Here is a 13,031-nt window from a genome sequence, read left to right on the forward strand (position 1 = left end):
AATAAGCTGAAAACGAAGGCAAACAAAAAGGCCGCTCTTTGCAGAGCGGCCTTTTTTATAGGTAAAAGAAAAGCTTACGCGTTGGCAAGCTCGCCTTTCAAGGCTTTCAACATAGTGTCGCCAATCTCTGCCGGAGAATCCACCACAAAGATGCCGTTCTCACGCATGATGCGCATTTTAGCGGCGGCGGTATCATCAGCACCACCAATGATAGCACCGGCGTGGCCCATTCTACGACCAGCAGGAGCCGTCTGGCCTGCAATAAAACCAACTACTGGCTTCTTATTACCGGTAGAACGGATGTACTCAGCGGCCATTGCCTCATAGTTACCACCAATCTCACCAATCATCACAATAGCGTCGGTCTCTGGATCTTCCATCAACAACTCCACTGCGTTTTTAGTAGGTGTTCCAATGATAGGGTCACCACCAATCCCGATGGCGGTAGAGATACCCAAACCAGCTTTCACAATCTGGTCGGCGGCCTCATAGGTCAACGTACCAGACTTAGACACAATGCCAATTCTACCTGGCTTGAACACGAAACCTGGCATGATACCAACTTTGGCTTCGCCTGGCGTGATCACACCTGGGCAGTTTGGTCCAATTAGAGTAACTGCTTTGTTCTTGATGTAGTTTTTAGCGGCTACCATGTCCTTCACCGGAATACCCTCGGTGATACAAACAATCACTTCAATGCCGGCATCGGCGGCTTCCATGATGGCGTCAGCAGCAAAGGCCGGTGGCACGAAGATGATAGACACGTTGGCTTGCGCTTTCTGCACGGCCTCAGCCACAGTGTTGAATACCGGACGGTCCAAGTGAACAGAACCACCTTTACCCGGGGTTACGCCACCAACCACGTTGGTACCATACTCAATCATCTGCTGTGCGTGGAAAGAACCTTCTGAGCCGGTGAAGCCCTGCACAATCACCTTGGAATCTTTATTTACTAAAACACTCATGTGTAGTGGATTATGTGATAGATGTACGCTCTGTTTTCAAACTGTACGCAAAAATAGGCTTTTTTGGCGCGCATCCAAACTAAGACTCCGCATTAAACCGCTTACCTCCGCACCTGTCGTTTTCGGGCTGCTTTCCAGGAAACACGTCAAAAACGGAAAATCACCCCATCCGCTTACTGGTTTTGCTAGCAGGCACAAGCAAAACACTCCCTCCCGCCATCCGTTTACAAGAATTCTAAACATCTGCCCTTGGTAGCGGTTATTAGGCCCAAAACCCACCGTAACATGAAAATAGGATACCCGTGCGTGAATGAGTCTCTGGACTGCAGTACCTCTACCACCTTCAGGCTGGCGTCTTATAGTGAGGAGCGGTTGGTGCAGAACGTGGAGAAGAACCTGGCCTGCCTGCGCCGCATTCTGGAATACAACCTGGAGCATGGGTTTCTGTTCTTTAGGATGAGTTCTGGGTTAGTGCCTTTTGCCAGCCATGCCGTGTGCACCTACAACTGGCAGCAGCACTTCCAGATGACGTTCAAGCGGCTGGGCGACTTTATCAAGAAGCACGGCATGCGCATCTCCATGCACCCAGACCAGTTTGTGGTGTTGAACTCGCCAGACGAGCGCATTGTGCGCAACAGTATTGCAGAGTTGGTGTACCAAGGCAGTGTCATGGACTTGATGGGGCTGGACTCCACGGCCAAGCTGCAGATACACGCCGGCGGCGTCTACGGCGACAAGCCAGCGGCCCTCCAACGCTTCATCCACACCTACCATACCATGCTGCCCGAGGAAGTGAAGGCCCGGCTGGTGGTGGAGAACGATGACCGCCTTTACAGCCTTCGGGATTGTTTAGAGTTACACGGCGAAACCGGAATTCCCATCCTGTTTGACAACTTCCACCATGAATGCCTGAACAACGGAGAGCCCATGGCCGAGGCCCTGCAACTGGCTGCCGGTACTTGGCACCCGCACACCGACGGCGTGCTCATGATGGACTACAGTTCGCAGTCTCAGGGGGAGCGCAAGGGCAAGCACACCAACAGCATGGACGTAGAGCTATTCCGGGAATTTTTGACGCACCTGAACGGTCTGGACGTGGACATCATGCTGGAAATCAAAGACAAGGAAGCCAGCTGTCTGCGCGCGCGCCAAGTCTTAGAGGAACTGGCCTTGGTGTAAACTCCCGTTCAATCATTAAATTATCAGCACCTCGTTTTTGGCCTATTTTCTGAAAAAGAGGCCAAAAACGAAGCTCTTCTTGGGCGCACCTCGTACTGAGGGTGGTATGAAAAGGATTACTCCATCTCTGATTTATAGCCTTGTGGTCTCCCTGTCTGTTTTCTCTTCGGCGTGCTTCTCTCCTTCTGAGTCCTCCACTACCCCCATATCGGCGGTGGTGACTAAGAAGGTGACGTTCACAGACATCCCCTCAGCGTCCGGCATTGAGAAGGTAGAGAACCGCTATTACGTCATTGGCGATGACTCGCCGTATCTGTTCACGCTCAACGAGGACTTTAAGATCATTGCCAAGACCAAACTGCTGGAGCCTAAAGAGGTGGCCGACGGCCGAATCCCCAAATCCGTCAAACCAGACCTGGAAGCCATCACCTCCCTGTCTATTGAAGGCGAGACGCACCTGCTCATTCTAGGCTCGGGTGCCACGGAGTATAGAAACAAGGGCTATTTAGTGCCCCTAGACAGAGGCCGATTGGGCCACGTCCGCAGCATAGATTTTACCGCCTTATACCAGGCCTTGCAGGACAACCAGAAAGTGACCGGCAGCGCCACCCTGAACATTGAGGGCGTGGCCGCCAACGAGGAGTTTCTGTACGTGCTGCATCGGTTTAGCCCGGGGGGGCAGAACATGCTCTTGCTGTACGCCATGGAAGAAATCATCCCGTTTTTGATGGGCTTGTCCCCGGCGCCGGCAGCCCGGCATATCCAGCCCTGGGCCCTGCCCGACATTGAGAACATCAAGACCGGATTCTCTGGCCTAATGCCTTATGACAACGGACAACTGCTGTTCACGGCCTCCGCAGAGGAGACGCCCAACGCGATCCTAGACGGCAAGGTATATGGCAGTCTGGTGGGCTGGATGTCGCCTGATTTTGCGGCGACAGATGCTCAGAAGCCCCAGCAGATAGCCATCGTCACCGAATCAGATGGCAGTGTCTACCAAGGCAAACTGGAGTCCATCACCCTGGTAGAACCGCTGACCGAGGGAGGCTACCAAGCCGTGGCCGTGGCCGACAGCGATGACGGCCGCTCTGAGCTGGTGGTCCTGAAGCTTACGTTTTAATTCGATTGGATACCTAAAAAGAAAGGCCTTCTGAACCATGGTTCAGAAGGCCTTTTATATTCTAAGACAGCAATAGAATTACTGTTTGATTCTCAGTTTTTTCCAGTAGATGGTATTCCCGGTCTTCACTTCTACCAAGTAAGTACCGTTGCGCAACACACCCAAATTCATAGGCGGTGCCAGCGTATAATCTCCGGCAGTAAGCGACTTAGTGAACAGCACCTTACCCGCACTGTTGGCAAATGTCAGGACGCCGTCCTCCACCAGGTTCTGCTGAAACGAGAGCATAAAATCCTTGGACTTGCCTTTCTCTTCGTACAAGTCAATGCCTGAGAGCGTCTCGCGGCGCACCACTTTCTCTGGACCTTTCTTGGCATTGGTATCGGCCATAGCCAAGGTGCCTTTTGGCGTAGACTGGGCTTGAGCCGGAACCAATAAGGCGCCAAATCCGAACATCAACAATGCAACCAGGGTAGTCTTTTTCAGCTTCATTCTTTCCAACATTATAGGTTCTTAACAGGAGCCACTTTTGTAGCTGACAAGACCTATGCACATTCTGTTCCAAAAAACAGAAAACCAGAAAAAATTATTCTTTAATAATGGCCACGGCAGTAGGCAAAGCGCGCTGGGCCCACAGAGTGTACATAGAAGCGCTGTAATGCAAACCGTCTGGCGCCACAAACGCGGGGTTAGACGTTACCATTTTGGATAGGTCATTCACGTTGACCACTACCACGCCCGCTTTCTGCCCTTCTTCTGTAATGACGGTGTTGAACTTATTGATCTGGGAGGTGATGGTAGTAGTGTTTTTACCGGTGGCAAAAGGCGTAAGTCCCCAGTCTGGAATGGTGAGTAACATCACGTTTCTGGGGGTTTTGCTGGCCAGGCCGGTGGCAATGGTTAGCAAGGAGCGCAGCTCATTTCTAAACTCGTCAATAGGACGGTTCTGGTACTGGTTGTTCACGCCAATCTGCAGGGTCACCAAGCCATAGTCGCTGGGCATGCTCACGGTGCGCAGGTAGCTTAAGAGGTTGCCGGTGGTCCAGCCGGTTTTGGCCACGTACAAGGGCTCGCCTAACTGGATGCCTTCTTGCTCTAAGAGGACAGACAGTTGCATGGGCCACCTGTCGGCGGGCAGGACGCCCTCGCCAATGGTATAAGAGTCTCCCAAGGCCAGGAACTTGGCTGCCATGCCAGGTCCGGGCAGGGTGTCCTCCAGCTCGTCCATGGGAGATTTTTCACAAGAAGAAAACAAAGTAACGACTACTAAAAGTAGGGGAAGCAAATAACGCATAGAGACTATGGTATTAGTATGAAACCTTATTCTTAATTGGCCGTTTAAGGCCTCGCCCGCACAACAGAGATTGCAAAATAATTAGTTCAACCCCTTCCCGAATTTCAACACCACACCTCTACTTGAACTTTGCCAAGATAAGCATTGTACGGTAGAAATTAAATTTGAGGTGCAGTTGCTAAAAACTCTTTTCTGGCGCTCTCCAGTTCTGCCATCAGGCATTTGCGCTGTTCCAATAAATGGGCCATAATAGTTGACCTCTTGGTAAAAAGCGAAAGAAAAATCCAGCCACGGCGAGCCACCTCCACGCGGTGCCAGTAATGCAGCACAAAAAAGCCCGTGATGGGCAGGGTCACCAGGTACGCCACCAGCCCCCAGCCGCTCAGCCCAAACCAGGCGTGCGCGGCCCAGCCAAGCAGCGCATAAAAAATAGGAAAGGTGAACATGCCAATGGTCATCATCATAGGCGCATGAAATTCCACGTCTTTGGTCAATGACTTGGCAATCTTGGCGGGCAGAATGTAAGGCAGGTAATTATGAATCACCCCGTACAAATAAAACGGAAACCCGATGAGTAGGTACAGCACCGTTTCTACCGTCCCCCAGGCCAGGTGGTGGCGCTTGGGCATGTTTTTGATGGCGCTGGGCAGCAAGCCCACCCGCTCCAGATGGTTCAGATACTCTTGTAAATCCAGGCGCAGTTTATGCACCCGCTCCGGCTGGGTGTTCTCAAAATGCTGAATGCTCTGCACAATGCCTTTGGTGATTAAGAAGCGCTCCTGCGGGTCTGACTTGGCCAGGTCCAGCTCCTCGGCTAGGGTGTCCTGGTAGACGGCTTCCACCTGCCGAGCCAAAAGGTCCTCTTCATCGGTTTCGGTGTGGATGACCAGTTCCTCTAGGCGTTCTTTGAGATGGTCGGTCAAGGCATGCGCCGCCTGGAAGGGGTCTTGTAGATAGGCATCCTTGAACTCCTTGACATGGATGGGTTCGCCCACGTTCACAAATACCTCGCTCCTAAACCTAGACGGGTCTGAGTAGTTGAGCCCCACGGGAATAATGCGCACGCCCAGGTGGAAGTCACGCTGGGCCTCGGCGCCCAAGGCAATGCGGGCCGTGCCGGTCTTAAGCGGACGCAAGCGGCGCTGCATAAAACTGTTGCCCTCTGGGAACACCATGAGCGTACCGCCCTTGCCCAAGAACTCGTAGCACTTGACAAAGGTGGCATCGTTCTGCGCGGTGCCGCCATCGCCCACGTCCTCGCGACGGTACACGGGTATCATGAATAGCTTGGAGAACAGCCAGCCCTGGATGCCCGGCTTAAAGAAACTGCTCTTGGCCAGAAAGTAGATGTCCTGCTTCATGAGCGAGGCGGTCACCACCGGGTCCATGAGCGTGTTGGGATGGTTGGATACTACAATCAAGGGCCCCTCTGAGAACAGCAGGTGCTTGTTATTGACCGTGAACCGCCTAAAGAACACGCGCAGCGCAATCCGGAAGAGGGACTTTAATATAAAATACAGCATATAGGCTCTGGATTAACACAGGAAGCTACGCATTTTTGGCCTCATTTCAGGAAAACAGGCCAAAAACAAAATTCGCGCTCCTTCTTTTCTTGCAAAAGCTTTACTAACCCGGCAGCAAATCACAGAACCAGAAACCGGTGTCATAGGCGGGCGGTGAGGCGGCAAAGCAATCATCCTCGCTGTCCTGGCTGGAGGGCGCGTAGCTTTTAAACACAGTCTCCCCTACCTGCACCGGCACGGACGCATGGAAATTGGGGCCGTCATAGACAAAGGTGTGGTATTCGCCGTTCTCGCCGCAGGGATCTACGCCGGCGGGCAGGTCTTTTATGAAGGCTTCGTCCAGCTCACGGCCCGCGAAGGACGCGTCCAAATGCTTGCCGTTCACGCAGACCACTTTGGCCTTGAAACCCAGTCGCCAGAACTCCTCTAATAGCTCCGTAGTGTCTTCGTGCCAGATGGGAAAGACCGCGGTCACGCCTACCTCTGCCAGCTGCGTCTCGCGGTACTGGCGCAAATCCTCCAAGTAGATGTCCCCGAAGATGGCGTGCGTGACGCTGGCCGCGGTAAACTCCTGCCAAGCATTTGCCATGACTTGGTTGTATTCTTTCAAAGACACCCCTTCTGGCAGGAAAAGTGGTGTCCAGGGGAGGTTTAGCCGTTGCACCTGCTGGCGCATGAGTTCTGTGCGCACGCCGTGCATGGTCACGCGCTGGTGCGCCTGGCTCAAGGACGTGAACAGGGCGTGCAATTGGAACTGGTCTTGCTGTTGAATGCGGTGCAGGGCCAGCGCAGAGTCTTTGCCGCCGCTCCAGTTAAAGATGGCCTTCGGTTTCATGGCGGCAAATTACGCAAAGCCCGCGCCCGGCAAAGGCGATTTTGGCTTCTTTTCCAGAAAACAGGTTAAAAACGGATTTAGAACGCCGTAGACACCCATTCCCAGCCAAACGCGAACAGCTGCCAGATGCCGTACAGCACCAACCCGAATAGCACCAAGAACACCAGAAGCACGCCCACCACAAATCCGGTGCCGCGGCCCTGGTACTTGCCCTCCACGTAATGGCGACGCAGCATGTCTACGTTGCGCTGGTTGGCCTTGTACCCGAAGTCAAATAGCCAGCCCAGCACCGGGATGGCGCCCACCACCGCGTCCAGCAGAATGTTGAACAGCATGCGCACCACCAAAGCTCCACTGGCCCCGTGCCGGGCCATGGTCATGACCATCACCCCAGACATGGCAAACGTGGACAGGCTGCCCACTACCGGAATCAGGTTGAGCAGCGGGTCCACCCCGAACCTGAAGTTGGTGCCGGGCACCTTAAACTGGTTGTCCAGGAGGCGGGCCACAGATTCTACCCATTTTAAGCGGTCATCTAACGGTACTTGCGGAGGTGTGTTCATGGAGTGCTGAAATGATTTTTTTCTCTCATACGCAGAATTGCACTCCCTAGATTATGTACCGTAGTTTCTAGCCATCATTTGCTCCAGACGCGCCTTCACCTCGGGCCATTCCTGAACAATGATACTGAGCATCACTGAGTCGCGCACGCGGCCCGTGGATGTGACCATGTGGTTGCGCAGAATACCCTCCTCTTGGGCGCCAATGCGCTTCATGGCGTTGCGGGAGCGCTCGTTCAGGACATCGGTTTTCAGGGCGACTCTAATGCAGCCCAGTTCCTCAAATGCGTGGCGCAGCAACAGGAACTTGGCCTCGGTGTTCACGCCGGTGCGCTGGTAAGCGGGGATAAGCCAGGTCCAGCCAATCTCCAGGCCTTTGTTGGCCTCCTCCATGTTCCCGAAGCGCGTGCTCCCGATGATGCCGCCCGTCTTCGGGTCCACGTACACGAAGGGCAGCGCCGTGCCTGCTTCCTGCGCCTGCAAGGCGGTGTGCACGTACTGGGCCATGTCCTCGGGGGTTTGCAGCACGCTCAAACTCAGTTCCCAAAGGCTTGGCTCCAGCCCTACTGCGCACAGTTCTGGAATGTCTGCGGCTTGCATAGGACGAAGGAGGACGTGCTGGCCGATGAGGGTGATGGGCGTGGGTTGTTTCATGACTTGGTTGGAATTTAAGCGTGCGGCAAGTTTACTCGTTTTTGGCCTCATTTTCTGAAAACAGGCCAAAAACGATGGCTTCTCTCCTCAGCCCTTTTCTATGAATATGAGTATAGTTTTAGAAGCGATTACCTAACCTAAACAGACACCATGAAATTAGCAGGAAATACCGTTTTAGTGACCGGCGGGGCCTCGGGCATTGGTCTGGCCATAGCCGAACGCTTTTTACAGGCCGGCAGCACCGTCATTATCTGCGGGCGCCGCGAAGACAAACTGCACGAGGCCAAGCAGCAGCACCCCACCCTACATGCCCGGGTCTGCGACGTGGCCCAGGAACAGGAACGGAAAGAGTTATACAACTGGGTTACGGAAAACTTCCCGAAGCTGAACGTGCTGGTCAACAACGCCGGCATCCAGCGCCGCGTGAACCCAGTGGACACGCAAGAACCCTGGTCTGAGACGCAGCAGGAACTGGCCATTAACCTGGAGGCGCCCATTCACCTGTGCATGCTGTTCGCGGAGCATTTGAAAAAGCAGGAGAAAGCGGCCATCATCAACGTGACCTCGGGGCTGGCCTTTACGCCCGCCGCCTTCGCGCCTATCTACTGCGCCACCAAAGCGGCTTTGCATTCCTTCACCGTATCTCTGCGCTTCCTGCTCTCCAAGACCAGCGTGGAAGTGCTGGAGATTGTGCCGCCGGCCGTAAACACCGACTTGGGCGGCGTGGGCTTGCATACGTTTGGAGAGCCTGTAGACGCCTTCGCCGACTCTGTGATGCAGCGCCTGGACCAAGGCGAACTGGAAGTAGGCTACGGCAATTCTGAGCAAAGAAGACTGGCGTCCAGACAAGAGAACGACGCCTTCTCTGAGCAGATGAACCAGCGCATGTTTGGCGGTTCTTAAGCCTTGTTTTTTGACAACCCGTTTTTGGCTTCTTTTTCGGAAATCAGGGCAAAAACGCTAACATCGCTTGCTCCAAAGACCTCGTAGCGTCCGGCAGGACCTGCGAGCGTCTGCGCCAATGACTTCTCCAAAACGCAGATTCCCCCTTTGAAGGGGGTGTAGGGGGATGTTTACACCAGCAGATGAATCGGCACAGAAGAAAACAATGCGCTGGAGACAAGGCAATGCCTGGTCTCTACAGAATCTGCCACACTAACTAGGCACAGCAGTTCCTTTTCCTTGAGTGAGAGGGGGCTGCTGTGCTTTTCCGTTTTTGGCCTCGTTTCCAGAAAACAGGCCAAAAACGAATTCAGACTCTGGACTCACGACTCTATCCTAACTTATTATTACTCAGCGGTATTTACATTTTGGCAATTGCTCCTTATATTCAGACCTACAAACAAACACTACTAAACCTGATTTCATGAAGCATCTATTTCCCAGCCGCCCAGGCCGTTGGACCAAATCAGTGTTTCTGCTTTGCACGCTAGGCTTGCTCTCTGACCCGACCTCGGCGCAGCAGACCACCCCGCCCGCAAAGAAAGACGCTCCTAAAAAGGAAGAGAAAAAAGACCTGCCGCTAGAGGCCGGCCGCATCATTGACATCAACACCAAAGAGGGTTCCTGGCTGGCGCTGGACGTGAGCCCTGACGGCCAGAAAATCATCTTCAGCATGTTGGGTGATTTGTACATGCTGCCCATCACGGGCGGTAAAGCCGAGCAACTAACTGACGGCATGGCGTTGGATGTGCAGCCGCGCTTCAGCCCAGACGGGAAATCCATTGTGTTCCTCTCTGACCGCGACGGCTCTGACAACGTCTGGGTGATGGAGCTGGCTAACAAGAAGACCCGCCAAATCAGCAAGAGCAAGAACGAGAACTTCCAGGCCGCTGAGTGGACGCCAGACGGCGAATACCTGGTGGTTTCTCAGGGAAGAAGAAACTTGAAGCTGCACCTGTACCACAAAGACAGCGGTTCTGGTACGCAGTTAATTAAAACGCCAGAGACGTTGAAAACGGTGGAGCCTGCGTTTGGCAAGGACAGCCGTTACATCTGGTACGCCAAGAGAACCGGCGGCTGGAACTACAATGCCCAGTTACCACAGTTCCAGCTTTCTACCTTTGACCGTGAGACCGGCGAGACGGATACGAGAACGTCACGTTACGGGTCTGCCTTCACGCCTACCCTTTCGCCGGACGGCAACTGGCTGGTGTACGGCACGCGCTATAACAACCACACCGGTTTAATTGCCCAGAACCTGAAATCTGGTGACGAGAAATGGCTGGCCTATCCGGTACAACGAGATGAGCAGGAATCAGTAGCACCACTTGGTGTTCTTCCGGCTATGTCTTTCACACCAGACAGCAAAGAACTGGTGGCTTCTTACGGCGGTAAAATTTACCGCATTCCTATGAACGGCGCCGCCGCCAAGGAAATCCCGTTTGAGGTGAACACCAAGATTGCCATCGGCCCGAAGCTGGAGTTCAAATACCCTATCAAGGATGACAAGACCATGAAGGTGACGCAAATCCGGGACGCTGCGGTGTCTCCGGATGGAAAGCGTGTGGCCTTCACCGCCTTGGACAGACTCTACGTGATGGACTACCCAGGCGGAACGCCCAAGCGCATCACTACCAATGACTTTACTGAGGCACAACCCGCCTGGTCGCCAGACGGCAAGAACCTCGTGTTTGTGACCTGGCATGAGAAAACCGGCGGTGCTATTTATAAAGTAGCGGCTACTGGCAAAGGCAAGCCGGAGAAACTGACCGTAGAGAATTCTGTTTTTCAGGAGCCGGTTTGGTCACCTAAGGGTGATAAGGTTGTGTTCGTGAAAGGCTCTGCCCAGACCTACCGTGAGTCGGCGGGCCCGGGGGCGTTTGACTCTAGACAGACCATCAACTGGATTTCCAGCAAAGGCGGCGCGAGTACGTTTGTGACCAAAGCCAACCTGGGCGCTAACCCACACTTCGTGCAAGGCGATGACCGCATTTACCTGTACAGCTCCAGCGACGGATTGATTTCTATTCGTTGGGATGGCACCGACAAGAAGCCGTACGTGAAGGTGAAAGGTATCACCACCTATGGTTCGTTTGCCGACATGCTGGAGGAAGAGATGAGCCACAACACCCACGTGAACGAGAAGGAGCCTACCATGCAGGCCTCTACCGCCACCACCGTGATTAAGGCTCCAAAAGGCGACAAAGCCTTGGCCTTGATTAACAATGAGATTTACGTAGTGACCATTCCGTTTGTGGGGGGTGAGACGCCAACTATTTCAGTAGCAGACGTGACTAGCTCACAATTCCCAAGCTGGAAACTGACGGACATTGGCGGTCAATTCCCAAGCTGGTCTGCCGATGGTAAATCTGTGTACTGGTCTATCGGGAATGCGTTCTTCGCCTATAACTTAGACGAGGCTTTCGCCAAGAAAAGAGAGCTGGACTTAGCCGAGGAAAAGAAGAAAGAGGCCAAGCCAGAAGTAGCCGTGAAAACGGACAGCACTGGTGCCAAAGAGGCGGTGAAGATTGAGGGCTACAAGCCGAAGGAGATGAAAATCGCGATTGAGGTTCCGCGTGACATCCCGCAAGGCACAGTCCTGTTGCAAGGCGCCCGCATCATTACCATGAACGGTGATGAAGTGATTGAAAACGGAGACATCCTGGTAGAGAACAACCGCATTAAAGCCGTAGGTGCCTCAGGAACGTTGAACGCTCCTAAGTCCGCCACCGTGGTGAATGTGAAAGGTAAAACCATTACGCCGGGCTTCATTGACACTCACGCGCACATGTGGCCACGCTGGGGTGTTCACTCCAACCAGGTTTGGATTTACGCCGCTAATCTGGCCTACGGTGTCACCACCACCCGCGACCCACAGACTGCTACCACTGACGTGCTCACCTACTCAGACATGGTGGAAACAGGCAAGATGATCGGGCCGCGCGTGTACTCTACCGGACCGGGAGTTGGCTACTGGGGCTACAACCTGAAGAGCCTTGACCATACCCGCAACGTCTTGAAGCAGTATTCTGAGTACTACAACACCAAGACCATTAAGATGTACATGGTGGGGAATCGTCAGCACCGTCAGTGGGTAATCATGGCCGCCAAAGAGCAAGGTCTGATGCCCACCACCGAGGGCGGTCTTGACTTCAAGAGCAACTTAACCGAGATTTTGGACGGCTACCCGGGCCATGAACACTCGTACCCCATCTACCCGCTGTACAAAGACGTGATTGACTTTGTGTCTCAGTCGCAGATTGCCTACACGCCTACGCTGTTGGTGTCTTACGGTGGACCTTGGGCCGAGAACTATTACTATGCCACCGAAGATGTAGCCGGCGATAAAAAACTCAACTACTTCACGCCTAAAGTGGAATTGGATGAGAAGATTAGACGCCGCGCCGGGTGGTTCATGAAAGAAGAGCACATCTTTGACCGCCATGCGCAGTTTGTCAACAACCTGGTGAAAGCCGGTGGTTTGGCAGGCGTAGGTTCGCACGGTCAGTTGCAGGGCCTGGGCTACCACTGGGAGCTATGGTCTATGCAGTCTGGTGGCATGAGCAATCTGGACGCCTTGAAAACCGCGACCATCTTAGGTGCCAAGTCTTTGGGCTTGGAAGGCGACCTGGGCTCAATCCAGAATGGCAAACTAGCTGATTTGGTGATCTTGGACCAGAACCCGCTGGAGAACATCCGGAATACCAACACGGTGCAGTACGTGATGCGCAACGGCCGTCTGTATGATGCCAACACTTTGGATGAGCTGGCCCCTACCAAGAAGAAGGCACCAGACTTTGACTGGCACAGCGCCCTACCCATTGGCGTACCTGGCGTTCAGGAATAAGCTGATTTATATTAAAAGAAAAGGCCTCACTTGGAAACAGGTGAGGCCTTTTCTTTTTTAGGCTGTTTTCTGGAAAATAGGTCAAAAACAGACTTTAGTCTGAGCGAAAGTT

The 13,031-nt window shown here is 53.6% G+C and carries 11 protein-coding genes; 4 read left to right on the forward strand and 7 right to left on the reverse strand.

Annotation, left to right across the window (positions count from 1 at the left end; translation table 11 throughout):
* Window positions 1–74 precede the first annotated feature (74 nt).
* On the reverse strand, window positions 75–965 hold the full coding sequence (gene sucD, locus TH61_RS03375; RefSeq protein WP_066505886.1) for a succinate--CoA ligase subunit alpha: 891 nt from the start codon (window positions 963–965) through the stop codon (window positions 75–77).
* 285 nt (window positions 966–1,250) lie between these two features.
* Between sucD and uvsE the strand changes: the two genes are divergently transcribed.
* Complete coding sequence (gene uvsE / locus TH61_RS03380) at window positions 1,251–2,144, forward strand: UV DNA damage repair endonuclease UvsE (RefSeq protein ID WP_066505889.1); 894 nt, start codon at window positions 1,251–1,253, stop codon at window positions 2,142–2,144.
* 106 nt (window positions 2,145–2,250) lie between these two features.
* A complete protein-coding gene (locus TH61_RS03385; protein ID WP_157600534.1) occupies window positions 2,251–3,264 on the forward strand; it encodes a hypothetical protein in 1,014 nt (337 codons plus the stop codon).
* Window positions 3,265–3,342: 78 nt separating this feature from the next.
* On the opposite strand, the gene TH61_RS03390 is transcribed toward TH61_RS03385, so the two are convergent.
* The 6 genes from TH61_RS03390 to TH61_RS03415 form a co-directional block, all read right to left on the reverse strand.
* The gene (locus TH61_RS03390) at window positions 3,343–3,756 is read right to left on the reverse strand and encodes a hypothetical protein (RefSeq protein WP_157600536.1); all 414 of its coding nucleotides are present in this window, start codon (window positions 3,754–3,756) and stop codon (window positions 3,343–3,345) included.
* Between the two features lie 94 nt (window positions 3,757–3,850).
* Window positions 3,851–4,492 (reverse strand): SGNH/GDSL hydrolase family protein, encoded by a 642-nt coding sequence (locus TH61_RS03395; protein ID WP_066505895.1) that lies wholly within the window; start codon window positions 4,490–4,492, stop codon window positions 3,851–3,853.
* Window positions 4,493–4,716: 224 nt separating this feature from the next.
* Window positions 4,717–6,081, reverse strand: coding sequence for a lysophospholipid acyltransferase family protein (locus TH61_RS03400; protein WP_066505896.1), 1,365 nt, complete (start codon window positions 6,079–6,081; stop codon window positions 4,717–4,719).
* Between the two features lie 103 nt (window positions 6,082–6,184).
* Window positions 6,185–6,916, reverse strand: coding sequence for an ATP-binding protein (locus tag TH61_RS03405; RefSeq protein WP_066505898.1), 732 nt, complete (start codon window positions 6,914–6,916; stop codon window positions 6,185–6,187).
* Between the two features lie 77 nt (window positions 6,917–6,993).
* Window positions 6,994–7,479, reverse strand: coding sequence for a DUF4112 domain-containing protein (locus TH61_RS03410; protein ID WP_066505901.1), 486 nt, complete (start codon window positions 7,477–7,479; stop codon window positions 6,994–6,996).
* A gap of 51 nt (window positions 7,480–7,530) precedes the next feature.
* Complete coding sequence (locus tag TH61_RS03415; RefSeq protein ID WP_066505903.1) at window positions 7,531–8,130, reverse strand: GNAT family N-acetyltransferase; 600 nt, start codon at window positions 8,128–8,130, stop codon at window positions 7,531–7,533.
* Window positions 8,131–8,280: 150 nt separating this feature from the next.
* On the opposite strand from TH61_RS03415, the gene TH61_RS03420 reads away from it, so the two are divergent.
* On the forward strand, window positions 8,281–9,033 hold the full coding sequence (locus tag TH61_RS03420; RefSeq protein WP_066505905.1) for an SDR family oxidoreductase: 753 nt from the start codon (window positions 8,281–8,283) through the stop codon (window positions 9,031–9,033).
* A 463-nt stretch (window positions 9,034–9,496) separates the two neighbouring features.
* A complete protein-coding gene (locus TH61_RS03425) occupies window positions 9,497–12,919 on the forward strand; it encodes an amidohydrolase family protein (protein ID WP_066505907.1) in 3,423 nt (1,140 codons plus the stop codon).
* The last annotated feature ends 112 nt before the right edge of the window (window positions 12,920–13,031 follow it).

The sequence above is a fragment of the Rufibacter sp. DG15C genome (genome assembly GCF_001577755.1).
Lineage (GTDB): Bacteria > Bacteroidota > Bacteroidia > Cytophagales > Hymenobacteraceae > Nibribacter.